This is a genomic window from Haladaptatus sp. QDMS2 (assembly GCF_029338295.1).
Taxonomy (GTDB): Archaea; Halobacteriota; Halobacteria; order Halobacteriales; family Halococcaceae; genus QDMS2.
Map to the genome: position 1 here is coordinate 80,785 of NZ_CP119793.1, position 26,053 is coordinate 106,837.

At 55.1% G+C, this 26,053-nt stretch carries 20 protein-coding genes and 6 pseudogenes; 16 read left to right on the plus strand and 10 right to left on the minus strand.

Going from position 1 to position 26,053, the window contains the following annotated elements:
• Nucleotides 1-222: a hypothetical protein gene (locus tag P1M51_RS19010; RefSeq protein ID WP_276275334.1), complete on the minus strand. Its 222-nt coding sequence runs from the start codon at nt 220-222 to the stop codon at nt 1-3.
• Between the two features lie 713 nt (nt 223-935).
• Here P1M51_RS19010 and P1M51_RS19015 point away from each other — a divergent pair.
• Nucleotides 936-1,694 carry a sensor histidine kinase KdpD gene (locus tag P1M51_RS19015; protein ID WP_276275335.1) on the plus strand — a complete coding sequence of 253 codons (759 nt, stop codon included), beginning with the start codon at nt 936-938 and terminating at the stop codon, nt 1,692-1,694.
• Nucleotides 1,695-1,821: 127 nt separating this feature from the next.
• On the opposite strand, the gene P1M51_RS19020 is transcribed toward P1M51_RS19015, so the two are convergent.
• Both P1M51_RS19020 and P1M51_RS19025 read right to left on the minus strand, forming a co-directional pair.
• A complete protein-coding gene (locus P1M51_RS19020; RefSeq protein ID WP_276275336.1) occupies nt 1,822-3,009 on the minus strand; it encodes a sensor histidine kinase KdpD in 1,188 nt (395 codons plus the stop codon).
• A complete protein-coding gene (locus P1M51_RS19025) occupies nt 3,006-3,638 on the minus strand; it encodes a response regulator (protein ID WP_276249063.1) in 633 nt (210 codons plus the stop codon). Before P1M51_RS19025 ends, P1M51_RS19020 begins: the two co-directional genes overlap by 4 nt.
• 478 nt (nt 3,639-4,116) lie before the next feature.
• Here P1M51_RS19025 and P1M51_RS19030 point away from each other — a divergent pair.
• Nucleotides 4,117-4,417, plus strand: a pseudogene (locus tag P1M51_RS19030) (DDE-type integrase/transposase/recombinase); the annotation flags it as partial.
• Nucleotides 4,409-4,606, plus strand: a pseudogene (locus P1M51_RS19035) (toxin-antitoxin system, toxin component); the annotation flags it as partial. The pseudogenes P1M51_RS19030 and P1M51_RS19035, both read left to right, overlap by 9 nt.
• A 53-nt stretch (nt 4,607-4,659) precedes the next feature.
• Here the strand turns inward: P1M51_RS19035 and P1M51_RS19040 are convergent.
• The 4 genes and pseudogenes from P1M51_RS19040 to P1M51_RS19055 all read right to left on the minus strand — a co-directional run.
• Nucleotides 4,660-4,878, minus strand: a pseudogene (locus P1M51_RS19040) (IS5/IS1182 family transposase); the annotation flags it as partial.
• 102 nt (nt 4,879-4,980) lie between these two features.
• A complete protein-coding gene (locus P1M51_RS19045; protein WP_276275337.1) occupies nt 4,981-5,631 on the minus strand; it encodes a hypothetical protein in 651 nt (216 codons plus the stop codon).
• Nucleotides 5,632-5,637: 6 nt separating this feature from the next.
• Nucleotides 5,638-6,261 carry a response regulator gene (locus P1M51_RS19050; RefSeq protein WP_276249061.1) on the minus strand — a complete coding sequence of 208 codons (624 nt, stop codon included), beginning with the start codon at nt 6,259-6,261 and terminating at the stop codon, nt 5,638-5,640.
• 133 nt (nt 6,262-6,394) lie between these two features.
• Nucleotides 6,395-8,674 carry a PAS domain S-box protein gene (locus P1M51_RS19055; RefSeq protein WP_276275338.1) on the minus strand — a complete coding sequence of 760 codons (2,280 nt, stop codon included), beginning with the start codon at nt 8,672-8,674 and terminating at the stop codon, nt 6,395-6,397.
• Between the two features lie 432 nt (nt 8,675-9,106).
• Here P1M51_RS19055 and P1M51_RS19060 point away from each other — a divergent pair, with 432 nt between their 5' ends.
• The 4 genes and pseudogenes from P1M51_RS19060 to P1M51_RS19070 all read left to right on the plus strand — a co-directional run bounded on the left by P1M51_RS19060 (nt 9,107) and on the right by P1M51_RS19070 (nt 12,246).
• Nucleotides 9,107-9,559 (plus strand): transposase, encoded by a 453-nt coding sequence (locus tag P1M51_RS19060; RefSeq protein ID WP_276275339.1) that lies wholly within the window; start codon nt 9,107-9,109, stop codon nt 9,557-9,559.
• 468 nt (nt 9,560-10,027) lie between these two features.
• Nucleotides 10,028-11,524, plus strand: coding sequence for a HAMP domain-containing sensor histidine kinase (locus P1M51_RS19065; protein ID WP_276275340.1), 1,497 nt, complete (start codon nt 10,028-10,030; stop codon nt 11,522-11,524).
• Between the two features lie 88 nt (nt 11,525-11,612).
• A pseudogene (locus P1M51_RS20190) lies at nt 11,613-11,717 on the plus strand (RNA-guided endonuclease TnpB family protein); the annotation flags it as partial.
• A gap of 55 nt (nt 11,718-11,772) precedes the next feature.
• Complete coding sequence (locus tag P1M51_RS19070) at nt 11,773-12,246, plus strand: universal stress protein (protein ID WP_276249057.1); 474 nt, start codon at nt 11,773-11,775, stop codon at nt 12,244-12,246.
• 1,091 nt (nt 12,247-13,337) lie between these two features.
• Here P1M51_RS19070 and P1M51_RS19075 read toward each other — a convergent pair.
• The gene (locus P1M51_RS19075) at nt 13,338-13,553 is read right to left on the minus strand and encodes a helix-turn-helix transcriptional regulator (RefSeq protein WP_276275341.1); all 216 of its coding nucleotides are present in this window, start codon (nt 13,551-13,553) and stop codon (nt 13,338-13,340) included.
• Nucleotides 13,554-13,816: 263 nt separating this feature from the next.
• On the opposite strand from P1M51_RS19075, the gene P1M51_RS19080 reads away from it, so the two are divergent.
• Together P1M51_RS19080 and P1M51_RS19085 are read left to right on the plus strand one after the other, a co-directional pair.
• Complete coding sequence (locus P1M51_RS19080; protein WP_276275342.1) at nt 13,817-14,731, plus strand: hypothetical protein; 915 nt, start codon at nt 13,817-13,819, stop codon at nt 14,729-14,731.
• Nucleotides 14,732-14,840: 109 nt separating this feature from the next.
• A complete protein-coding gene (locus tag P1M51_RS19085; RefSeq protein ID WP_276249054.1) occupies nt 14,841-15,224 on the plus strand; it encodes a hypothetical protein in 384 nt (127 codons plus the stop codon).
• Nucleotides 15,225-15,523: 299 nt separating this feature from the next.
• On the opposite strand, the gene P1M51_RS20195 is transcribed toward P1M51_RS19085, so the two are convergent.
• The gene (locus P1M51_RS20195; RefSeq protein WP_369685330.1) at nt 15,524-16,057 is read right to left on the minus strand and encodes an isoprenylcysteine carboxylmethyltransferase family protein; all 534 of its coding nucleotides are present in this window, start codon (nt 16,055-16,057) and stop codon (nt 15,524-15,526) included.
• A gap of 967 nt (nt 16,058-17,024) precedes the next feature.
• Between P1M51_RS20195 and P1M51_RS19095 the strand changes: the two genes are divergently transcribed.
• Nucleotides 17,025-18,362, plus strand: coding sequence for a hemolysin family protein (locus tag P1M51_RS19095; protein ID WP_276249217.1), 1,338 nt, complete (start codon nt 17,025-17,027; stop codon nt 18,360-18,362).
• Between the two features lie 140 nt (nt 18,363-18,502).
• Nucleotides 18,503-20,011, plus strand: coding sequence for an HTTM domain-containing protein (locus P1M51_RS19100; protein WP_276275343.1), 1,509 nt, complete (start codon nt 18,503-18,505; stop codon nt 20,009-20,011).
• Nucleotides 20,012-20,036: 25 nt separating this feature from the next.
• On the opposite strand, the pseudogene P1M51_RS19105 reads toward P1M51_RS19100, so the two are convergent.
• Nucleotides 20,037-20,279: pseudogene (locus P1M51_RS19105) on the minus strand (ferredoxin--nitrite reductase); the annotation flags it as partial.
• 960 nt (nt 20,280-21,239) lie between these two features.
• On the opposite strand from P1M51_RS19105, the pseudogene P1M51_RS19110 reads away from it, so the two are divergent.
• The 5 genes and pseudogenes from P1M51_RS19110 to bioD all read left to right on the plus strand — a co-directional run.
• Nucleotides 21,240-21,745: pseudogene (locus tag P1M51_RS19110) on the plus strand (transposase); the annotation flags it as partial.
• A 98-nt stretch (nt 21,746-21,843) separates the two neighbouring features.
• The gene (gene bioB, locus P1M51_RS19115; RefSeq protein ID WP_276275344.1) at nt 21,844-22,962 is read left to right on the plus strand and encodes a biotin synthase BioB; all 1,119 of its coding nucleotides are present in this window, start codon (nt 21,844-21,846) and stop codon (nt 22,960-22,962) included.
• Between the two features lies 1 nt (nt 22,963).
• Nucleotides 22,964-24,034: a transcriptional regulator gene (locus tag P1M51_RS19120; protein WP_276275345.1), complete on the plus strand. Its 1,071-nt coding sequence runs from the start codon at nt 22,964-22,966 to the stop codon at nt 24,032-24,034.
• Nucleotides 24,035-25,285: an 8-amino-7-oxononanoate synthase gene (locus P1M51_RS19125; protein WP_276275346.1), complete on the plus strand. Its 1,251-nt coding sequence runs from the start codon at nt 24,035-24,037 to the stop codon at nt 25,283-25,285.
• The gene (gene bioD, locus P1M51_RS19130; RefSeq protein ID WP_276275347.1) at nt 25,282-25,953 is read left to right on the plus strand and encodes a dethiobiotin synthase; all 672 of its coding nucleotides are present in this window, start codon (nt 25,282-25,284) and stop codon (nt 25,951-25,953) included. The genes P1M51_RS19125 and bioD overlap by 4 nt, the downstream gene beginning before the upstream one ends.
• The last annotated feature ends 100 nt before the right edge of the window (nt 25,954-26,053 follow it).

The window sequence follows — 26,053 nt, forward strand, 5'->3', positions numbered from 1 at the left end:
CTAGAGTTTAGTCGTGTGCGTGTTTTCCGAACCGTTCGTTACGATAGCTGTGGCGAGGACTACTGACGATTCGATGGCCGTGTCGACACCGGGGCGAAGGAACACTGCCTGATTCTCCAGGACGTCGTTGTACGCTTGAACGAGTTCACTGGCGGGGACGTCGGTACCGGTGGCCGCGGCCGTCGTTGCAAACACGCGGCGTTCGTAGCTTTCGATATCCAACTCTGCTGCCTCTTCTTGAACGACTTGGGCTGCGAGTTCAAGGGTTTCGGGTTGACAAAACGGTTCGATGCCGATTGCAGCACACGCAGCTTCGAACCGGGCTGCGTCGGTTTACGGCCGTACGTCACTCATTTGGTCATTCTATAACTCCCAGTCCTGGTAGTACGCTTAACTATGAATGATCGAACCCCCGTAAATCAACCGCAGTTTGTCGATTCAGCAGTGCCGTTCTTTCAAAATCGCACGTTGTTCAAAGCTAAAAAGATATTATCGTCCTATCGGCGCTTACAATTACACTGATATCCGATTACCCAATAGAAGGGCTGTTTCGTCACAAGACCAACGGACTATCATAATCTCATTATTTCTGTTATTCACTGAATCAGTGATTCATTGATTTTACTAGCCCTCCCGGTGCGAAAGGAGAAGAAGGGTAAGCTGGCCCCTCCCGAACACACAACACAAGCTGGTATCCCAAACTTGAGTTAGCGAACAAGCTGGCCAAAACGACTCAGTGTCCGCCCCGTTCACTTTGAAACTCGTTGCTGTGTCAGTGCACGCCCCAATAGTATTTTCGCGAATTTACCAAACTATACATTACTAAGCAACTCCGCAACGCAAGAATCAGGAAATTTTGAGCACGTATTTCCGTCAAGAATCAATGATTCGAATGTTTGTACACTGTCACGAGACTAGATAGGCTCGAATGAGTAGTGATACTACAACTATTAGGTGTGAACACATGGAGTGCGCTTGAACGGGCAACCCGCGAGAAAGCTCTACAGCGACAGACCGATGAGATGAGGTTTTTCAATTCGATACTTCGTCACGACGTGTATAACGGAATGACAGTAATCCGAGCCCGCGCAGAACTGCTCGGCGACGAGCTTGAAGGCGACCAGCAAGGGTACGCCAAAACAATCGAATCATGGAGCAACGACATCATCGCCATTGTTCAACGGGTGCGAACGGTTCTTGATGCGTTGACCAGTGACGATACTCCTATGTTACATGAGGTCAATCTCTCCGCGACGCTCCGGACTGAAATTGGGCGAGTGCAAACGACGTATCCAGCAGTGCGATTTGAGACGGAAATCCCAGACGGCGTTATGGTTCTCGCAAACGAGTTACTGGGTGAAGTCTTTGGGAATATCATCACCAACGCGATAAATCATAATGAACGCGAGGGTCTGGTCATCAGCGTGACCGTTGAGCAGAAAGACGGGATGATAACAACAAAAATAAGCGATAATGGCCGTGGAATTCCTGATGCTGACAAGGAATCTATCTTCCGTCGAGACTACACTGGACACGTGAAATCCACTGGGTCGGGGTTCGGGTTGTTCTTTGTGGACACAATGGCGTCGACGTACGACGGTGCTGTTTGGGTTGAGGATGCATCACCTACAGGCGCCACTTTCACGATAGAACTAATGCATCCATCTACGCGTGCGAGAATTCACTCCTTGTGATTAAATCTAGAAGAGGCAAAGTGACGGACGTACTCGGTCAAATACTGACCTATTATCGACTCCAAGAGTGTTGTTCGGCAGTTGTCGGATTCACACCAGTCGTAAACGACAGAACTCCTTCTGTGATTCACGTAGTGAGGGTTTGACTAGCGTTGACCATTGGAGGGTCAGAACGTGCTATCGGCAGTTCAATCACGAAATTCGCTCCCTGTGGTTGATTATCTTCAACTCGAATACTGCCACCGTACGCACCGACCATTGCATCGACGAAAAACAAGCCAAACCCATCACCCGTATCCTTTGCGTGCCCTTTTTCACCGCGTCGAAAAACGGTGTGTTTCTGATCATCAGGAATCCCCGTTCCGGTATCTGCAATTTGAAGTTCAACCACGTCCCTGGCCGGAATTTCTTCAACCTGCACTGTCACACGGAGTCCCTCTCGTGAATTGTGGTTAACCGCGTTTGTGAGCACGTTACCGATGATTTCGCCAAGAAGGTCATCGGCTTTTACATAGACTCCGTCTGGAATGTTCGTTTTAAATGTCACCTCAGGATATGTCGTGCGTAACCGTCTTACTTCATCATTGACCGCTTGCGTGAGGTTTGTAGCGGCCAATGGCACTTCAGATTCATTCGATAAAATACGAATAATCGCCCGTACGCGCTGGACGACATTCACGATATCATCTGACCACTGGACGATCGTCTTGAGATGTCTCCGTGATTCCTCATCGTTTGACGAGGCAAGGAGATGTGACGCTCGGCCTTGCACAACTGTCATTCCGTTGAGCACGTCGTGGCGAAGTATCGAATTGAAAAATTCTAGTTGGTCTGTTCGATACTCGAGTTCCTCTGCTCGGACTACGGCGCGTTCGGCGGCGCGTTCGCGAGTGATTGCGCGGGCTTCGACGACACCGAGAAGCAACCCGCCGCCTGCGCCAACTGCCGCTGCGAAGCGACCCCAGCCGACGTACCCCTCAAGCCCACCAAAGGGTGGAATGGCCACCATTACGATGACGTTGAGTCCAAGAAAGGCAAGTAGTCCACCGAATGTCCATTTCGCGATTCGAGTATACCGAGTTGGCGAAAGCGGACTTCGGTCGAGCCAGTACCCACCGAAGATGATTCCGAGAATGAACGGACTCGTCGTTGCGATATGCGCAATAAACTCTCGTGAGAGGGCCCATTCAAGGGATAACCCTCCGAACACGGTGATATCAATGAGCATCGATAGATAAAGCAGAAGCCCAAGTGTCATGATTGCTCGTGGGACATAGGAGGAGGGGGAAAAGTTTTCTTCAGGAGACTGGCTCATTGAGTGTGTTCCCCGGAGTTGTTCGTAGTATGTTCCGCCTCGTTCATGGATTCACTTTCACGCATTATTTCACGAATTGCGCCAATGAAGTTCGCATCTGAGTTTAATTCGCCTAGTCGATCTTTGAGTTTCGATTCTTGTGCTTCGATTTGGGCTAGAAGCGTATTGTATTCTGGACTGTCGGCTAATTCACCGGGCGAGAATTCTGCCTGGAGGGCATCCTGTCGGGCTATCAGTGAGAAGTACTCTTGGTAGGTGGTGTTGAGTTCCCCTCGTTTCACTAGTTGCTCAACCGTCGCACGAAGGCGTTCTTTGCTTGGGGGTTTGACGACATACTCATCGAATCCCATTTCGATGATGTCAAAGCTTGGGTCGACGGCTGTAACCATTGCCACGCGACAGTCGATATCGCGCGTGCGAATTTCCGTTAATACTTCCTCACCGGACATGCCAGGCATCATTCGGTCAAGTAAAACAACATCGACATCTGTATCGATTTTTGAAAGAGCTTCGTCACCTGACCCAGCAATTTTAATTTGATACCTATCGGAGAGCCAGAGTTCGTAGGTTTCTGCGATGTCTGGCTCATCGTCGACGATGAGTACGACTGGCTGGGCGGGAGACCCCATAAAATATCAGTGGCACCTGCACGATAATAATAATATGTATATTAAAAACAACCCTGAATTTTTGGTAAAAGGGTTGATAAAATATATAATTAGTTGGTTCGCACGAATTCAGGCTACTCGGAAGGTGATGGTGATGTGGGCGGTGTGCTCTAGCCTAATCGTCTCAAATTTATTGCGGATTCGTGACGTGAGTTTGGCGTGAGAGGGTATTCCATTTGACCGGCGAAAGACCATGCACACTCTTCCGTCCAAAATAGCTCTTCCTCGAATATCAGTTACGAAGTACCACGCCAATGCCGTACGAGAGAACGGCAATTTGTATTAGATGTTTAATAAGATAAATGGTTCGGTAATTCAGCACCGTCTAGATAAGGGCCGAACAGGTCGAAGAGATAGTGTCCAATGCTACTCACAAATCTGCTCAAAGAGGGATTAGACACTGCTACTTGAATGTTGACAGCAGGTGCGGACGGAGATGCCGAGGCGGGTCGAAGTCGACGAAACCGCTGTCAAAATCAATGACGAGTAGCCTTGATTGTAAGCTGCAATAGGCTTCGACACAAAAGTGATTCTGACCGTCGCGCTGTTCACACATCACGGGACTGATCCGGAAGGTGTGTTTCTCATGGAATGCCTGAGAAACACGGCTGTTCAGAGACGGTGTTTCTCGCCAATGCATACAGCTATTGGACTGCATCTTTCGATTCGAGGTGGACAGTCGGGTCGACCACACAGACCGAAACCTGATCGAAATGTGGTTTCACACGTTCAAAATGAAGGAGCTCACGACGTATTCATTGGTTAAGACAGAGCGGAAGAGTCAGGGCCTGTACTCGGGAAGCTACCTCGAGTCCACGTTTGGGAAGAATCCGAACACGATTATCGAGACGCTTCGAGAAGATTCACGACTGAAGGACGTCCACGTGGATGAACTACTGGCAGTGGTGTGGGCTCAGATCAATCAGTAGCTCATTTTTGGAACAAATCGATAGGGGCGAGGATTCTGCTGCGTTATAGCTCCTTCGACGCCGATCTCCCCACAAATATGCGGCATCTCGCTCAACAGATCGGGTGCGTTGCGGTACGATTCATCAAGATAAACCCGCAGACAGTGCAGCGATACGAGAGTGTAGGCGGCGAAGCCGCTACCCCCTTCGAGGGCGGCGACTTCTCCTCGATCACCAACAGCATCTGTAGCTAACGTGTCCGCTTTGCTCGTGAAGCGGGAGATTTTTGACATAGGCATCGACGGTTTCCCGCTTCATCTTCCAAGTTCTAACGGTCGAAACCGACGCCATCTAGTGATTCATCAGAGCTTGATAAATATAACAATCTCGCGTCCCTACAGTGGTTCCCACGTTGGAGGTACGCCAGCTAGCCCTTGAATACGGATTTCACGACCCCGGTTGTCAGTGTCACGGAGTTCGATGACACCATCAAACTCGCTGGCAATCGTGTTGATTGTTTGTGGATTATATGATGCGTTATCAACGGTGAAAATTCCAAGTCCACGGGTGTCAGTAATACGTCCTGTATAGATATGCAGGAATTTGAATACGGTGTCAAGTTCGAGAAACTGGAGCAGCGTCGACACCGAAACAAGACCGTGGCGCATTCGGGAGATGTTCTGAGCGGTGAATCTTTGCATGAGTTTGGCCGTACCGATGCTAATACCTGTGAGGTCGCCTGGTGAGGCCACGCGTTGTGTCATGACCCCTCGTATCGCCTGTTGCTGGCTGCTTCTCGAGCAATCGACAACACCCACTTGATCGCGTTCAAGCGTCGGCACTCGTTGTTCAAGTTCGTCAAGACACGCCTCTGCACTCTTGCTTGTTGAGACAATGAGGAGCCCATCTCTCTGGGTGAGCCCTGCAGCAAGCAGGTCGAGAGCGAGGTCCTGCTTCCCGGTCATGGCCGGCCCGGCGATCAACAGGCTCGTCCCAGGTGCCAGTTCAGAAACCGTTGTCGGGAGCACATCAGTTATGTCAAACATGGTCACTCAGTTCTGCGGGTCTTCAGATACATCTTCATCCAGAGGATGCTGGTCGTCTGGTCCGTCCATGATCGCGCGGACAGCACCAATGAAGTCTGCATCCGAGGTCAGGTCACCAATTCCGTCATCGACTGCGGCTCGTTGTGTCTCGATTTGTTCGACCAAGCCTACATATTCTTCACTCGCGTCAAGTTCTCGCCTGGTGTACTCAGTTTCGAGTGCTGCACGTCGGGCTACGAGTGAGTAATATTTCTGTAAGTCACTATCGAGTGTCGCCCGATGAAGGAGACGCTCAACGGTTTCGCGGAGCTGATCACGATCCGGTGGCTTCGTGACGTACTCGTCGAACCCCATCTCAATGATGTCGAATCCCGGATCGACCGCCGTTACCATCGCCACCCGACAGTCGATCTTCCGTGAACGAATCTCCTCAAGTACCTCTCCTCCCGACATGCCGGGCAACATCCGATCTAGGAGAACAACATCGACCGACTCGTCAAGCTGAGCGAGTGCCTGGTCGCCTGTTTCCACCCAGCGGACATCGTAGTCCGTGAGCCATCGTTCGTACGTTTCTGCGACATCCGGTTCGTCTTCGACGATGAGGACAACCGGAGCGACGGAGGTGCTCATGAGGGGTTTCTCTGTCGTGATTCGGCTACAACTCTCTTGATACTTTTCCTCCCAAACGATACCAAGAGCGTCCGATGAAACGTCCCGTGGTCGATATCGTGTAATCCAGTTTTGTTCCCTTATCACCGGCAGATTACTGCGATGGAGTCAGCAACTTGATCATGAACACCGCCCCGTGGGGGTCGTTGTCCTCGACCCAGATGTCGCCCCCGTACTCGGCTACCATTGAATCAACGAAGAAGAGTCCGAAGCCAGAGCCAGTTGATTTCGCATGCCCCGTCTCGTCACGCCGGAAGATCGCCTCCTTGCTTTCATCGGGGACACCGCAACCGTTATCGGCAATCCGAACAGTCACGAATTCGTCGGTGTCGTCGCGTTCCTCGTCCACAGCTAGCGACACACGCAATCCATCAGTGTCGTTATGATCGACCGCGTTCGTGATGACATTGCCAAGGACCTCACCCAACAGATCGTTCGCCTTGACGTTCACAGCCTCCGGGATGTCCGTCTCGAACGTAACGTCGGGGTAGGTCGCCTGAATACGGTCGACTTCCGAGTGCAGGACTGCCGACAGATCAACACTCTCGAGCTGTGGATCACCCGTTCCCGTCAGCGCCTCCAACACCTTCCGGACGCGCTGAACGATAGTGATGACGTCGTCGGACCAACGAACGACCGTCTGGGCGTCCCGTAGCTGCTCGCCCTCGAGTTCCTCGGTGAGGAACTCAGCCCGCCCCCGTATCACCGTCATCCCGTTTAACACGTCGTGGCGCAGGATCGAATTGAAGAATTCCATTTGGTCGGTCTGGCGCTGGAGAGCCGCCTCGCGTTCGGCTCGGTCAAGCGCAGAGCGCGTGTTCGCCGCTAACAATTGCGCGAGCATGACATCTGCCTCGTTAAATCGGCCGGGATCGGTCGACCCGCTAGTCAATACACCGTACTCTGCGATCGGAACGATCAGTTCGCCACGGAGCTTCGTCTCGGGATTGAAGCGGTTGGCCTCTCTGCTAATGTCGTTGAAGACGCGGGGTTCTCCCGACTCATACACCTGCCAGGCGATGCTGTTCCCCGGCTCGAATGTAGGCGCGCCACCAAACAATTCCCTCGCCCGGTCTGACAACGCAACGGGTTCTAACTGAGGTTCATCGTCTGCGTGTAACCAGATTGCCGACATCGACAGACCCAGCGCGTTCTGCGCTGAGTCAACGGAAATTTGACAGATCGTCTCCCGGTCGGTCGCCTGCATCATCTTCCGAGTTGCGTCGTGCAAGGCTCTGATACCCCGCTCGCGCTTGTCGCGCTCGGTGACGTCCATCGCGACACCAATCACGTTCGTGATCTGACCACCGTTCGCGATCGGCTCGTACCAAACCTGATAGGTTCGTTCCCAGAGATCAATCGTTATGTCGACAGCCTCGCCATCGAAGCTTCGATCGATCGCATCGATGACCTCGGGCGAATTATCGAACACGTCATTGATCGATTCTCCGACCATCTGGTTCTGCTCAACCCCCACATCATCCAAGCCCTTGCCGACTTGGAGCGTGATTTCATGGTTACGATCGACGGCAAACAGGATTACTGGAACGTTCTCGACGATAGTTCGGAGCCGTTGCTCGCGGGTTGCAAGCTGTTGCTCGCGCTCTTTGCGCTCGGTGGCGTCTCGAACAACGCAGATAAGGCCGCCGTCTGGACGCAAAGAGAGCGTGAGTTCTTGCGGAAACGTACTCCCATCACGACGAAGCCCAGTGAGTTCTCCTCGCCAACGCCCCTCCGCACTCAACTGCGGCATGACCTCTTCCTCAACCCGTTCAACTTCTGGCTCTGTATAACATATGTGCCAGGTCTTACCAATGAACACACCGGGGTCGTCATATCCATAGACCTCAGCATGTGCTTGATTGACTGACTCATACTCACCCTTCTCGTTGAGGATTGCTATCCCATCCATTGACGCGCCGATGGCCTGTTGAGCTCTTTCAGCCTCCCGGTGCTGATCTCTCCGCTTGCCGTCATACACACCGATGAGGAAACCAGCCATCCCCCCGACAGTCATACTACTTGCGGTCACGAAATGCCAGTGGTGAAAGCCCACACCACGAATAATCTGATGGCTGATTATCCAGCCTGTCACTACGGCCATCCCAATCAACCCCAGGATGAACCAGCCGGCAATTCTGAGCATCTCCGACTCACTGAACTCGCTTTGGGAGAGCCAATAGCTGGCAGAGACAATGACAAACGCCATCACCAGTGGCAAGCCCGCTTCAATGATTCGACCCAACAGTGTTTGCATCTGGATCGCATGCCAGATTTCAAACCCGGCTAGGACGATCCCGGTTCCTCCAATAATCCAGACACTGAGCGCCTGTTTCAATTCCTCCGATGCCCGCAACGACAACCCTCTATTCATTGGCCTGCTCCCCAAAAGTTCTCGATTCTTACGTTACGACGAGCGGGATTTCTGACTCGTAGGTACGCCGCGGTTTGAGTCGGCAGCCGGTTCTGACAATTGCCAACGTCACTTTCCCACGCGTATTCGCCGCTAGTTTCCAATGAAAAATCAGCCCCCACACGATCAACTAATCCGGATCCGTTGACTTGACAGTGACGCTGACGAGGATTCGCGACACGAATATCCCACTTCGGAGTGCTCTGGACCGCCCACATCTGACGTCGATGGAGTCGATCGATGGGGTTGAGGTTCATTATTTTGATGATACGAGTGTTAGTTTTAAAATAGTTCTCACAAATCTGCATATACAATCCATGATTCACTCGGATTTGTTGAAATTGACCGGTAGGATGCTGTGAGACTCGAAGGGTTCAGGCAGAGTATGAGCGGGTGAACAACAAGATTCGCCACAAGCGAGAGCAGTTGGTTCACGATGTAGCAAATCAAGTCCTCGCGCTTGCACTTGTGTACGACGTTGACGCGATTGTTCACGAAGACTTGCGGAGCCTGTCACCGCCCTGTGGTGAGGGACAACTCTCGTGGGAACTTTCGTCGTGGGCACGCCGCGAGATTGCCTCAAAAATCGAGTATCGGGCGGACATCGCCGGATTGCACGTGAAGCGTGTGCGTCCGGGTAACACGTCCCGGTCGTGTCCTCGATGTGGCTCCACGGGTCACACTACGAAGTCGCCTGACCACGCATTCGAGGTGTGGTGGGGCGGTCACTTCCGGTGTGACAACGCCCGGTGTGGCTTTCAGGCCGACCGGGACTACGTTGGCGCGGTCAACGTGGCTCGCGTGTTCTTCAGCAGAAAAGCGAAACAAGCCCTCTTTATCGTCTAACTTCGGATAGTTAATAAACTGATAGGAACTCACATTTCCACCTGTCGTAGTTCCACTCGTTTGTTGACCGCTATCCGACGATATGGTATCCCCTTGGGTGAACGCGGCCAGATCGATTAGTGTCTCACCCGCTGCGTTTGGTGACAAGCTAAACACTAACATATTAATTTTACCAGGAAGGTGATTTTATAAGCATTCTCAATAAATTCAACGCTATTAATGAGCAATAATGAATCAAGTACCACGGGAACGCCGTTATTTGATCCTTCTGATCTTCTACAGACTCTCAGAGCCCCCCTCTCTCGGTGGCCTCGATGGTATCTCTGGACGTGGGTCGGTGCAGCATGTATATTACTCTGTTCGATCGTTTGGATTCGCTGGCAGATTGGCGGCGAGTATGCAACGCTCGTTTTCTCGAACCTCGTCGTTAGTGGCACCGCGCTCATCGTTCCACTGACACTCTTTAGTGTGGTACGCCAGAGTTCTACCTCGACACTCTGGGGATGGCGACTGCTCGCAATCGGTACCGGATTCGAAGCAATTGGCGAACTCACCTGGATGGCGTATGAGTTAGGAACCGGCGACGTGCCATTCCCTGGTCTTCCTGACCTGTTTTATCTCACCGGCTATCCTGTTCTTGCGCTCGGATTGGTCTTGCTGACGACCGATCGACGACGCTTGGGATCGATGTACCGACTCACACTTGATGGGCTGATCGTTGGCGGGGCGTTACTCACCGTAAGCTGGTATTTCCTCCTCGAACCAATCCTCACCAGTAGTTCACTTAACTCTCCAGACACGTTGGTGGCGATGGCGTATCCCATCTTGGATATCGTCGTCGGTTCGATTGCCTTCGTCGTTGCGCTGAACACACGAGGGCAACGACGGACCCCAATTCTCTTGATTTCACTTGGTCTGTTCATCTGGGTGATTGCAGACAGTACCTTCGCGTATCTCGAATTCACCAGCGGCTACGTCTTCAGCGAAATCGATTCCGCGTGGGTCGCCGGTAATGCCCTCATCGCACTCGGCGCACTTCATCCGGCAGCAACGCTCACTCCGCGCGTCACCGAGCGACGCCGCTATGAGTTCATTGAACTGCTTGCTCCATACGGCCCATTTGCGGTCGCCATGGTGCTCATCGGCTATCTCGGGCTCACCGGCCAATTCCGGAGTGACGACGTCTTCTTCGGGGCATTCGTATTAGTTGCACTGTTACTACGCCAATCGTACGTATTCCACGACGCAGCCAAACTAAGTCGTGAATTAGACGAACAAGAGGCCACGCTCAACAAACGAAACAAAGAGTTGGTACTGCTCAACCAGATTGTCCGACACGACATCTGTAACGATATGATGGTCGCGCTCGCCTGGGGACGGGAATTGCGAAACCATGTCTCACAGGAGGCAAACACGATGCTTGACCGAGTGATTCGAACGACGCAACACACGGTTGAACTCACGGAAACCTTGCGCGATTTTCTCAATTCGATCGAAACCGAAGACGAATCTGAGTTAACACCAACGGATCTTCAACGTACACTCCACGATACAATCGATCGGCGTCGTGAAGCGTATCCGGACGCCGAGTTTTCGGGTTGGGATTCCATCCCTGCTGTCGAGGTGTGGGCGACGCCGTTGTTGTCGTGCGTCTTTCGAAACCTCCTCAATAACGCGATTCAACACAATAGCAAAGGCAAATCACGCATTGAGATCTCCGCTGAGTTATCTGACGAAACCGTGATTATCCGGATTGCGGATAACGGTCCCGGAATTCCAGTTGATCAGCGCGATGTGGTGTTCGGCCGTGGGGAGAAGGGACTTAAAAGTGCAGGATCGGGGGTGGGGCTCTATTTAGTGGACACCTTGATGACGCAATTTGGAGGTGACGTCTGGATTGAAGCGAATGAGCCAACGGGCGCTGTCTTTGTGATAACACTCTCGCGCGTGACCCACCATGAGTAGCTGTCGAATTGATATCCTTTCGCGCCTGAAGACGTCCCAGTAACGCTTCGCGTTCTGGGGTGCGAACGAATCGCGACGCGATTTGTTAACGCCTGTGGAGACTGCGCTCCCTGTGGACACATCTGTGTCTGCAAAGCGTGTCGTGGAAGCAGGAAGCCCCACCTTCACGCACGAGCCGTCGGACGAGCTGTAGGGCGGAGTAGTTCACTTTGCATAGATATTTGGTGGCATATACCAAACTATTGGGGATGTATACTGACATTCTTATTCCCACAGATGGCCGTGCCGGAATGGAGCGGGTGAGCGCACACGCCCTGACACTTGCAGAGCTGTGTGAGGCCAGAATCCACGTCGTGAACGTCGTTGATGAAACCACCTACATGACACTTCCTGATGACGTTCGCGACCAATTGCAGCAAACCTTCGAAGAAGACGGCCACAGTGCCACAAAAATAATCGCCGAGCGAGCAATCGATCGGGGACTTGACGTGCGCCGAGAAATCCGTTGGGGAGATCCTGCCGTCGCCATTATCGCGTACGCCATCGAAAACGAGATCGATATTATCGTAATGGGTACCCGAGGGAAAACAGGCTTCGAGCGGTATCTGCTTGGCAGTGTTGCCGAGAAAGTTGTCCGTGTCTCCCCAGTTCCCGTCATGACCGTGCATACCGGTGACCGCGAGGAGTTACTCTCAACCCTCGACGAATTAGTTGGTGTTTGATACTAGTTTCAGTCAACAGCTCTTCGGTAGTGATGGGTCTCTAACTTCCCTCAGTATGTGCAATAGGCATACCTCTGGAAGTGCCGACGCTCGGCAGCGTATTTAGAAACGGATGCAGACTACCGAGAGTCCTTTATGGAGACAATCATGTTTGGGGAACGTTGGGGTCGGGAAAAACGGGATGCCCATTGGGCTCCCGTTGAGGGGGATTCGTGGGGGAATCACCCAGGTGAACGCAGACCGCTGGGGGAATACAAACGGGTGTTTGTGGGTCCTGCGTCGAACTACTAATGGGCACAATAACACATAAATCTATCTATATAATGAATTATACTTAAATATAAAGTTATTAGAAACTAACACTATCCATGGTCTAAAAGTGTGGAAACCCCGCCTTCAGGCGGTACGGATTCAGAGAAGTTGACTACATATCATACTGTTCAATTAATAGAATAGTTTATCTTCACAGAACACCATTCTTCGTGAGTCGTGTGAGAACACGACAAGCCAAACGGGTGTGATGGTCCTTCGAACGCTTTCGAGAGTGGACAACAGCACTACTCACAAACCACGGGAAAGTCAATCTCGTCTCTTTCTCTTGGACGCGTGTGTAGAACGAAACTCACTCACAGAGATTCATGAGGTGACCCCTCTGCCAGCGTTCACGAGATCGTTTGTCTCATACAACCGGCCCACGACTTTAGTCGTGAATATTGGATCGCGATACAGAAGCTGACTGTGGTTCGTTGTTTCTGTTACACTGTTGTGGAAGAACGGGTGCCTCTGTCAATGGGTCAAACGAAGGGGTTGGGTGGGGGGTGACGTAGGAATAACCAGCGAACTCTGAAACTGAGTTCTTCGTAACTACGCCATCACAATCTCTATCTTGAATGCAGATAATGTTTTTCGGACACTATTATTAATGAAGTAGTTGATATAGTGAAACAACATGATTGCAAGAAGGAAGCTCACGATTTCAGTCGTGGGTAACTGAAATATATCGATATTTTGGAGTTTATGTGGCGTCAATCCTAGGTGTTCTGATACTGTCGCTCCCATTGCTCACGAGCTTCGATCTCACGCCGCCCACGTCAAGTTACCGCGTAGTAATTCGTCCGCCCATTGTGTTCGCCTTTCTCGACGAAGCCCTTCTCGACGAGCGTGTCGAGGTTCGGGTAGAGACGTCCGTAGTGAATTTCTTGTTCGTAGTATGCTTCTAGCTCGTCTTTGACGGCGAGGCCATAGGGTTTCTCGTTCCCGGCGATGACGTACAGTAGGTCGCGTTGGAACCCGGTCAAATCATGCATTGATAGGGGGTGGTACGCAAAGATGCAAACCTCTATTGGCCCACATAATGCCGGTGGCAACCACACTCCCGTCGATTCGTGTTGGCTGTCGTTACTCAACACGAGGTCTGGTTGTGGCACCAATCATCATACAGTGTTTTGCTCAGCAGCTGTCGGACCCTTTCAATTCAAAAGAGAGATTCTCCCGGTGCAGGAAAACGGGAGAATCACTCGACACCCCGGTAATAATTAAGGCTTGTTCAACCCTCCCACTATAGGTAGCGATGAACAGCGAGGAGTTTCTCGACCACCTCAAAGAGACGTGCGCCGACGCAATCGACACGTATCGGCGAGAGTATCCAGAGGCTCCCCCGCTGTCCGAATTCCATACGTACGACCCGCACAGCGCCCCAGCCAGCAAGCGCGATATTTACACGTGCTTTGCAGCCCTCACCGAGTTCTATGATGCGCTCTTCGATGTGGATTCAACGTCGTATCACGATCTCTGGCGAGACCACCTCGTGTATGACTATTCGTGGCGGGAGCGAGTCGCACTCGCAACGGGCAACCTCCCACAGTCGTTAACGCTTTTGAGTATCGAGGGGCGGTACTCACGGAGTACCGGCTATATCGGCGTCAGTGGAGGACACCTCCCCGTGCCGGTGGCGTATTCGTATCTCACCTCGGAGCTGTGTCACGCCTACCAGCACCGCTTTGGGTCGCCAACGTGGGACCACCCGTATCTTCTTGAAGGCCTGGGGGTAGCTGCGTCGATTCGCGCGATGGAGCACCTTGCTCACGACTGGGACGATTCATCGTTGGCGCACGTTGCCGCTCGACAGCGAGTAATCGTTCTCTTACAAGGAGTACTCGCGCACGGCACCCGTCAGGGTGGCATCACGCAGACAGCTGTGCGCCAACTCGGTGTCACAAAGCGCGAGCTGGTGGGCCTTCAAGCCATGCTTCCATGGCGGGTGCTTGGACGATTCCGATCTCGGTATCGCTGGAGTAGTACCGCGTTCTTCCCCGAGTATCACCTGTTCGGGTCACTCCTGCTCGTGAGTGAGACGATGGGCGTGGCTGAGACGTACGCGCGAGCGTTCGATGGTGAACACCCCTGGGGGGAGTGTATCGATGAGCTTCGGTCGACCACGCCTAGCTGGGTTTGGCGGCGGTATCACCCGGCGAGCGACGCCTGACTCCACGTGCTTCTTCGGGTCGCTCGACTCGGAGTGAACCATGTTCCGCTGGCCTCAATTTTGTTGGCTAGCCATCATTACTATGCGTGTGCCAAACTAGCAACTAACTATGGCAACGAGGGTGGCGACCCGCCTTGAGGAGTTCTTCACTGAACGGGCGGAGGGGAACCTGCGAAGCATCATCAAATACGACCTCGATGACACTGAGGTAGTCTACGTGCGCGATGACGTGGCTGACCACTATACCGATGAGAAGGTCGAGCAGGCTGTGGAAGACTGGGTGATGGAATCGCTGATGGCTCCCGTGTATGAAAACATCTATGCAGAGGATCACGGGGAGTTGACGTGCCTGGTCAAGTGTTTCAAGAACGTCATCGAGATGAATTTCGTGGTCGACGATGCGGTGGGCGCGGCGGTCGCACTCGATGCGAGTGCGATGGCCGATGCTCGGGGGCTCGTCGCCGACGCGCGAGTCATCGTACTCGACGAATAGCAGTAACACATTCCACGACCAGAGTAGTGACAACGACCGTCGAGTATCCTTACAGAGATTCGAGGAGAACGCCCACGACTGAAGTCGTGGGAGGGAGTCAGTCGGTAATTCGGATTTTCGATTGATTGAGTAGGTCTATCGAGAGCTGTACTAATACCAGTTAATCAGCTGAATACAGGGCGCGTATCTGCCAAGCGCATTCTGATGACACTCCTGTTCGTGACGCTTCGTACAGAATAGATACAACCCTTTTCGACGTATCCCTCCGAATAGTTGAATATATAATGATTACATCTTGATTAAAGATACCGGCGGACGTTTTGGCGAAAGACACGATACTCGTCACCGAACTCCCGTTCCAGGGCCCGTTCTTCCTGAATGGTCCCGACGTGGGTAATGGCGACAACTGCTGGAAGCAAGAGCGCAACCCACCGGTTATTGCTGAGCAACGCGCGGCCTGCATAGAGCATCGTCCACCCAACGTACATGGGGTTTCGACTGAATGCATACGGGCCAGTCGTAACGAGCTGTCGTTCTTCTGGACCGATGTTCCCTGCGACCGATCTGAATGCCCATCCGATGAGCAAAACCCCACACCCAATCAGTCCCAGTCCACTGGCACGTGCCATGGTCCGTTTTTGAGTAATCCGCCGCGGCCAGCGCGCGTAAAGCACTCTCCCGATGACTAGCCCAGCAACGTGCGGCTCCGGAACCGGAGTGTAGGCCCAGAGCCTCCGGAGAATCGGATACAGCTCCCCATCGATTAGTTGCATGGCAGTCTTCTGGTTTCTTTCCGGAACTTGGTGGTCTGCCACCCTCACTACACCAACCATAATGAACGCCTTGGGTAGACGTAAAGATACTACCCAATCAGTACGAAAATAGCAGTTTCTCTCAATCGCCTACTGAATATACCCACTGAGTCGGTCACGACGTTCATGACACAACCCGAGTAGTTCGTTCAGACGGTGCTGAATTCACTTCGATTAGGCGAGGAAGCCCACGACTTTCGTCGTGGGATGAATCGCCGCATAATACTGTTACCTGTTCGACGTTGTAGTGCTATCCGACGCGGCACGCCCGCGCCCACATCGGGACAATCGGACAGTATCGGATTCCTCAACCGATTGTCGAAGGTATCCCCTACGGGATAGGTTAGATACCGACGTTACACACCAAGTACCTCTGAATCCGCTCCTAACGGAGTAGATGGGATTGACATCCTCCCCGCGCTGAAGGGCGAGGAATCCCCGAAGGGGAGTTCAAGGTTGCGCGTTTCCTCGGGAGCGAAGTACGCTTTCGCGTCCTCCCTCAACGGTTGCCTCCCAATTATGACCGAGGGAGTGCGTTCCAGCGCGTATAGCCCTGTCAATGGGACCTTCCACCTCGGACGCGCCGAGTGGGTCACAGGGAATACCGTTTCCCTCTCCAACGGGGTATTCAGCCCGCGTGGTACCGCCATCAGCGTCCGTGGGCCGGGACGTGGCGGAGTGGGTATCGGATTTGTCACCCCGCGACGAATCGATGCAACGCATCGGTACAGTCAACGACTGTGTTCGCCACCGAGGGAACTCCGGTAGGCCATCGTATGAGAGACAGTGGCATGAACATGTCGGACTCAGCCCCGCGCTAAAGCACGGGGCTTTCTTCCTTGACTCTCCGTAACGGTATCGTGGCGGTGCCAGCACCTGTCGGTGTGTAAACCATAACTCTCCCCACTCAAGCGGGCCGTTGCTCGTGGGTGGCTGTCACCCGACGCTGTACCCTCCCCTACAAGTTACCCAGTGAACAATGACGGGTATGGTCGATTTGATTGCAGTCGGTGGGCTGCTCCTCGCTGTCTTCCTTGTGGTCATGAACGGCGTGTTCGTGGCCGCCGAGTTCGCATTTGTGAAACTCCGGCCGACCCGAGTGAACACGCTGGTCGACCGCGGAAAGCCCGGTGCGGGCCTCGTACAGGACGCACTCGAGAATCTAGATGGATACCTCGCCGTCAGTCAGCTCGGGATTACGCTTTCCTCACTCGGCCTCGGGTGGATTGGTGAACCAGCTGTGGCAGCACTCATCGAGCCAGTTCTCGGTGAACTGCTGCCTACAGGAGTAATTCATCTGGTTGCGTTCGCGCTTGGATTCGGTTTCATCACGTTCCTCCATGTCGTGTTTGGCGAACTCGCACCGAAGACGTTCGCCATCCAAGAGGCCGAACGAGTGGCGTTTCTCGTCGCCCCGCTCATGAAGTTCTTTTATTACGTGTTCATCCCGGGTATCATCGTCTTCAACGGCACTGCCAACTACTTCACCGGCTTGTTTGGCGTCTCGCCAGCGGCAGAAGGCGAGGAGACGCATTCCGAGGAAGAAATCCTGATGATTCTCAGCCGCTCCGAAGAGACTGGAGAAATCGATCTTGAGGAGGTTGAGATGATCGAGAGTGTCTTCAAACTCGGCGACACGATCGCTCGCGAAATCATGGTGCCACGCCCCGACGTGGAGACAGTCTCCGCGTCGATGACCCTCCCAGAACTCAGATCTGTTGCCGCCAGCGGAACCTACACGCGATATATTGTGCTCGATGAGGACGGAGAACAGCCGATTGGCTTCGTCCACGCGAAGGACATTCTGAAGGCGAGTGAAACCGACCACGACGGTCCGGTCACTGCACGCGCTCTCGCACGCGACGTTCTCGTTGTTCCGGAAACGCGACGAATTGACGCGATTCTCGCCGAATTTCAGACGCACGGTGGGGGACAGATTGCCGTAGTTATTGACGAATGGGGCGTTTTCGAGGGGATCGTCACGATTGAGGACATTCTCGAAGAGATCGTTGGCGATATTCGAGACGAATTCGACACAACACCGCAGGGTCCCACCATCGAGGAGCGAGATGATGGGACGTACCTCATCGACGGCGGCGTGCCGGTTCGTGAGGTGAACGACCAACTCGGCACTGAGTTCGAGACTGATGAAGTCGAAACCATCGGCGGCTTCGTCTTTAGTAAACTCGGACGAGAACCGAAGGTGGGTGACCGGATCGAACACCAAGGATACGTGCTTCGCGTTAACGCGATCGACAACGCGCGAATTAAACGGCTCGTGATTCAACCACCAGAATACTCTCAGAAGAAACCCACCGAAGAATGACTACGCTCCCAGCGGGTGGTGTCTGTATCGGAACAGAATTCTATGTCACACTCCTTTGACCCGCAACCCAAACATGAATCGTTGAGTCTTCCGTTCGCTTATGGTTCTGGCCACTGAATTCTCATAACTGGACTAGACTGATGGCACTTCACAACCGTCTTTCAACCGTCAGAGATCGGATTTCTCTCGCTGTTCGTCACCGGTTTGAGATTGATACTCGATCGCTTGCTGTGTTCCGAATTGCTATCGGACTCCTCATACTCGCTGATCTCGTCCGCCGGTCACGTGCCCTCACCGCATTCTATACCGATTTCGGTGTGCTGCCACGGACGGCTCTTATCTCTCGTTCAGACCCGTTACACCTGTCACTTCACACGCTCTCCGGCGATGCATGGGTCCAGGCGGTTTTCTTCTTGATTGCAGGTGTCTTTGCCGTGGCACTGACCATTGGTTATCGAACGTCGGCCGCAACAATCGGTTCCTGGATCTTTCTCGTATCGCTTCATAATCGGATGCCAGAGGTCCTCAATGGTGGAGACTTCCTCCTCCGATTACTGCTCTTCTGGGCGATGTTTCTGCCGCTCGGCGCGTCCTGGGCGGTCGATAATCAACAGGCCAGCAACACTCAGACGCGAACCGCTGTAAGGAGTGTCGCGGCGGCCGCACTATTACTACAGGTCGTCATCATGTATAGTACGAACGCCGCGTTCAAGCTATCCGGTGATGTCTGGCTCCAGGGCAAGGGGCTCGAGTACGTCTTCAGTCTCGGTCAATTCACCATTCTGTTCGGTGACGTCCTCGGGTCCTACCCTGCTGTCCTCCATGGTCTTGATTATCTCTGGTTGGGGATGATCACGCTCTCATTTCTCCTGATCGCACTTCCCGGTCTCTGGCGGACGGGGTTCGTGTTTCTCTTCATCAGTTTGCATCTCGGGATGCTGTTCACCATGCGCATTGATCTCTTTGCACTCATCTCGATCGCCGGGTTACTCCCCTTCCTACCCGCAGCGTTCTGGGACATCGTGCTACCGCAGCTATCCCACTATCGACTGAGTAGAGCGATTGGTCAGTGGCCACAGAAACTCGCCGGTACACTGCCGGTCATCACTGTTTCGGGTGTTCCCTCGCTGCTAAGTCGATGGAAGACCCGCTTGGGGACTGGTGTTCCACTATTCTTCCTTGTCCTCATCGTGCTCTGGAACATTCAGGTTCTTGGCTATTCCCAGGTCTACGGGCATGACGTGGTTCCAGAGGAGGCCGAGTCGGTTATCGATCTCACTCGTACCGATCAGTACTGGAATATGTTCGCGCCAGATCCCCTCTCCACTGATGGATGGATTGTCGCTCCGGGACTACTCGAAAATGGCTCACGGATCGACGCCTTTCACGGTGGGCCTATCCGCTGGGATCGGCCGGCGGATATTTCAGATACGTACCCGACAGCACGATGGCGGAAATATCTCGTCGGGCTCTGGCGGGACGACACCACAGACCGCCGTTATTTCGCCGACTATCTCTGTCGACGCTGGAATAGCCAGCATGAAGCCGAACTGGTCAATGTTTCAGTGTACTTCATGGAACAGCCGACGCAGATCCATACCGAGACCGAACCGATCAATAAAGTCAAGTTGGAGGACTATCACTGCTAGCTGTCGGTCGTGAATTCATCACGGCGTCACCGATGACTTCGGCTTGTTTGGGTGTTAGAAATCCGCCAGGGACCTTCGTCCGCAGCATGAAATAGCCCTCTTTGCGGTCGTGGGTGTACATTTCCGCCCACTTGAAATGCTCCCACTCGCCTTCGCCTCCGCGCTCTTCGATTTCGTCGAAGGAAAGGCCTTCGGCGGCGTATTCGTAGATTTCCTCGATGATATCCAGGGAGTGTTTCTCTTGTTTCCAGTGTTCGACGGTATTCATGTGAATTCCTCCACCATGACTGACCCGCACGGTGTATCGATTCACATTATTCGAATGCCAACCGGGTATTGTATGACAACATCTTGCATCCGATGTATCTCCCCGTATCGGGGATATGGGACGTATCTCCCGCTTCGAAGGACAATGTTGCCAGTATCTGTGATTTTAGATCGGGTGGGTTACTACGAGCATCGACGATACAGGTGAGCTCCGCTGAAGCTTCCCAGCGGCACAACCTACCGGCGATTGTTGCTATTATCGGTTCTTTACACGTGCTGTTCGTCTGCAACGCGCCCGCAGAGAAACGAGCGCACCTGGCGCCGCCGCTATCGAGACCAACGGCGTTATCGATTTCGAGAGATGCTCACCAGCACTCCCAACCTCTACGTCGAGGTCGTCGCAACCGATCGAGTGATTCCTGCGGTGAAATTATAGTCCATTCTGTGACATACACAATGCTTTTTATGATTGGTCTCATTCCCTTACCCGCCACGAGGTATGTGAACGAGTGACACATGTCCCAGAATCTGACCATGGCATCGCACGTCTCTGGAGGGCTTGTGCCACACGATTGGATCGCGGGCCACGTGACTGTCATCGGCAGGAAGTTGTGTGCTGCTCGATGCAGTTAACCCACAATGCCTCGAGGCATTGGAGGGGGGAGCCATATGATTCCGGACCGAACTCTACCACGTCCATCCACCCTAGTTCGAGGCCGTGGGGTCCTCGAATGGGACCACCGATGAGATTCGCAAGGAGTCGGGTTTCAAAGAGACCAAACCGACTCTCGAACTTTTTATTGCAAACGAATGTCTCCCCGATGTCTGACCACGACGACCGAGGGCCCAGACCAGGGCTCCGCGGTCGAGTAATGGGTAGAAAGAATGGCGCGCGAGGTCGCGAGCCGTCGTCTGGTAGAAGCGGTTTAATGAGCGCGATCAACCAAACTAAGTCGTCTCCGGCGACAACACGGTGGGAATCGACCTTGGCATCAGCAACTCCCTCGCCATCGCCTACGACGACGGAGACGCCGAATTGTATCCGGGGAACGTGCTGAAACAGGACAAGCACTATTTCACCCGCGACGAGTACGACACCGAAGGAGAGAACGGCCCGTCATGTCGGGCGCAAAGCGCACGACAGATGTTGTCTCGACGGAGAGACCACTTCCTGTACGCCCTCGTCAAGCACGTCGTAGAGCAGTGCATCAACCACGAGGTCGATCGCATCGCCACCAAGGACTTGAGTAAAATTCGTGGAACTGAGAATGGCGACTCACGGAACTGGGGCAAACGTGGAAACAAGAAACTCCACTGGTGGGAGATTGACCGCTTCTCGACGCTCTTTGACTACAAGGCCGAAGGGAACGGCATCCACGTTACCGTGTTTCCGAGCGAGATACGTCGAAGACGTGTTCGTGTTGTAGCCGAAAGCGTGACGCAAAGATACTGAGTGATTTGTATGTCGGTTGGGGAGTCGCTCTCTCTCGGTCTTTCATCGGGGCCATTGCCGAGTTCATGTGAGGGGCCGAACTTTTTTACTCTCGTCAACCAACGTCCCACTCGTGGTTTACGAGACCGAAAACACGACGATAGCCCACGCCGTCGAACAGGTACTGGCTGATGAACGATTAGATCGCCGTGACGGGCTGGCACTCATCGCACAGCCGGTCGAGGAACTCGCGGCCGCCGCCGACTTCGTCCGCGCGCACTTCGGTGACGACACGGTTGATGCCTGCTCGATCGTGAACGCGAAAGCGGGCAACTGTGCCGAAGACTGTGGCTTCTGCGCCCAATCCGTCCACTTCGACGCCGGCATCGAGACGTACGGGTTTCTCGACCCCGAAGAGATACTTGAAGCAGCCAAACGAGCAGAGCGCGACGGTGCCCAGCGCTTCGGCATCGTCGTTGCCGAGAAAGGCGTCTCCAAGGAACAACGACCCGACGAGTGGCAGGAGGTGCTCCGGGCTATTCGCCTCGTTCGCGACGAGACCGACGTCGAGGTCGACGCCTCGCTCGGCATCCTCACGGAGACAGAAGCCCAAATCCTCGCCGACGAGGGGATTAACCACTACAATCACAACATCGAGACCTCTCCCCGGTTCTTCCCGGAAATTGTTGGGACCCACTCCTTCGAAGACCGGGTGGAGACCCTGGAGATCGCCAAAGCAGCCGGGATGGACCTGTGTGCCGGGGTCATCCTCGGTATGGGGGAGACGCCGACCGACCGCGTGGACGCCGCTATCGCCCTGCAAGAGATCGGGATCTCCTCGCTCCCAGTGAACGTCCTTAACCCAATCGAGGGGACGCCGCTGGGCGACCGACTCGGTGACGACGCGGCGATTTCTACCAACGAACTCATCAGCACCATCGCGGTCTATCGGTTGCTCCACCCCCACGCGCGGGTGCGACTCACGGGTGGCCGCGAGGTCAATCTCGAGACGGACGAACAACACCTGCCGTTCGAGGCGGGAGCCGACGGCATTCTGACCGGCGACTACCTCACCACCTCGGGGCAGTCTCCCGGCGACGACATTGAGGCGATCGAGCGGGCCGGAATGGAGCCGAACATGACCGTCCACGAGTTCGATACCGAGGCCGTCAAGGCACGGACGAAACGGGAACGCAGGACGGTTGAAACGGCAGCAGGATCGGCGAACAGCAACGCGGAACTGGAGAATTAACATGCACGAAAGCACCTTCGCAGTACTCGGTACAGGTGGCATCGGTCGACGAATGCTTGAGGTCTCGATGGAGAAGGAGGGGCTCACGCCCGTCGCAGCGTGTGACCGCCATGGAGTCGCCATCGACCACGACGGCCTCGACGTGGACGAGCTGCTCGCGGCGACGGAGGGGAACATCGCGAGCGATCCCGAGGGGCGCGACCTGTCTACAGACGGCGGGTCGGCGTCCGCCCGAGGGGGTGGCATCAAGCAGACCGGGGCGGGCGCCGGTGTTGTCGCGTCTGCACAGGCGACCGCGACGGAGACGCCGATCGATGACATCATCGCAGAGAGCGACCGGATCGACGCGGTGCTCATCGCGCTCCCCAACTTCGAGCACGACTTCATTCCACGGGTGGCCGACCGCTTCGCGGACGCGGACTATTCCGGCGTACTCGTAGACGTGCTCAAACGCTCCCGCGTCATCGGAATGCTCGACGAGCGTGCGGATACCTTCCAAGAGTGTGGCATCACGTTCGTTTGTGGTGCCGGTGCGACGCCCGGCTTGCTCACGGGTGCAGCGGCCATCGCGGCCCAGTCGTTCGTCGAGGTTGAGGCGGTCGATATCTGGTGGGGTGTGGGACTCAAATCCGGCTACGAGGACAACCGCGGCACCGTCCGCGAGGACATCGCTCATCTACCAGGGTACGATATCGAGGACGCCCGCAATATGAGCGACGCGGAGATTGCGGCGGTCATCGACGAGCACGACGGCATCATCGAGTTCCGAGACATGGAGCACGCCGACGACGTCCTTCTGGAGCGCGCTGGCATCTGCGACGCCGCGGACGTAACGGTCGGCGGAATCCTCGATGTGACCGCCGACGAGAAGCCGACGACAACGACCGTGCGTGTCACGGGGCGGACCTTCGACGGAGAAACGGCGACCAACACTTTCCAGCTCGGCGACGACACGAGCATGGAGGCCAACGTCAACGGACCGGCCCTGGGGTACATGAAAGCGGCGCTCCGCCGTCATCGCGCTGGCGAGTACGGGGTCTTCGGGCCCGCCGAGTTGATGCCGGGGTTCTAGATGCGTGACGAACTGAAGGTTGGTTCGGATGCCGACGCGGGCCGGAACCGGGAATACGGGTTCGACTTCGCCGCCCAGCTTGCCGCGCGGGAACAACAGGGGCTCAGGCGGACCCTCACTCCGACAGAACGGGTGGCCGCACGCAGCCGGATGGCTCCCGACCCGAAGGGAGGAGTCCCCGAGTTCGACAGCCGGGAGCAACTCGTGTTCGCCGCGAACGACTATCTCGGCCTCGCAGCCGACGAGCGCGTCCAGACGGCGGCAGCCGATGCGTCCCGCCAGACCGGGACTGGTGCCGGTGCAAGTCGGCTCGTGACCGGTGACACACCACCCCATCGCGCCCTCGAACGCGATATCGCCGAGACGAAGGGGATGGCGCGGGCGCTTGTGTTCTCGTCGGGGTACGCGACGAACCTCGGGGTGCTCTCAGCACTGGCTCCGGACATTGTCTTTTCAGATGAGCTGAATCACGCAAGCATCATCGACGGCTGTCGGCTCGCCGACGCGGAGACGCGAGTGTACGACCACTGCGACCCCGACGATCTCCGTGCGATGCTCGAGCGACGCGCTCAGGAGGCGACCGGGGACGAATCGTGGCTGGTCGTCACCGACTCCGTTTTTAGTATGGACGGTGACGTGGCTCCCCTTGAGGAGCTCTGTGCCGCCGCCGAAGAGTACGGCGCGTGGCTGATGGTCGACGAGGCGCACGCGACCGGCCTGTACGAGGCGGGTGGCGGTATCGTCCAGCGCGAGGGGCTTGCCGACCGCGTCCATGTGCAGATGGGGACGCTTTCGAAGGCGCTTGCGAGCCAGGGCGGGTACGTCTCAGGCAGTGAGCTGTTAATCGAGTACCTGCTCAACGCCGCCCGCTCGTTCGTTTTCTCCACAGGCCTCACGCCCCCAGCTGCGGCGGCTGCCCGGAAATCGCTCCAGATCGCTCGCGAGAGCGACCGGCCGGCACGCCTCTGGACGAACGTCGAGCGACTGCGCAATGGACTCGAGGAACTCGGGTATGAAGTGTGGGGTGAAACCCAGATCCTGCCCGTTGTCGTCGGCGACCGGGAGACCACAATGACGCTCGCCGAGCGGCTCCGCGAGCGGAATGTCATCGCGCCAGGGATTCGTCCGCCGACGGTTCCCGAGGGGACCAGTCGAATCCGGGTGGCACCGATGGCGTCACATACGGACGAGGAAATTGATCATTGTTTGACGGCCTTCCGCGAGGCCGGCCGCGCTCTTGATCTGCTATGACTGAGGACTTCGCAGTCGTTGGGACGGACACGGGCGTTGGCAAAACCGTCGTCACCGCAGGATTGATTGGGAATCTACGGGAAGTCGGTGTCGCCGCTCGCGCCGTCAAACCCTGCCAGACCGGCTTCCCCCCGGACGACGACGCGGGGTTCGTCGCCGACGTCTGCGGGACGGCCGCTGCCGCAACCTGTCTCCGCCGGCTTGAGGAGCCGCTGGCTCCCGCAGTTGCGGCTGAAAAAGCAGGCAATACCCTCTCCTACGAGACGCTATTGGCGGACTGTGAACAGGCGTTGGCCGACGCGGCGTGTGGCGTCCTTGAGGGCATTGGTGGACTCCGTGTGCCACTGGCCGAGGGACGAGAGGTACTCGATCTCGTCGCCGACCTTGACCTTCCCGCCGTGGTTGTCGCCCGGTCGGGATTGGGGACCTTGAATCACACGGCACTGACCGTCGACGCGCTTTGCGAGCGCGGGCTCCCCGTTCGCGGTGTCGTTCTCAACGAGTATGAGGGTGCCACCGTGGCCGAACGGACGAATCCGGCCATGCTCGAACGGATGATCGATGTGCCGGTCGAGACGCTCCCCCCGCTCGACCTGACGGACCCGACGGCCATCATCAGTGGCACGGCGGAACATCTCTCGGATTCGCTACTAACCTTGAATCAATGAATTGACGGCCGGCGACCGGAATCAGTCGTCCGCGTGTACTCTGGCGTGAGAACGAGCCGCCAACGAAGTTTGTCAGCCGAAAATTGAGATGAGGAACCGT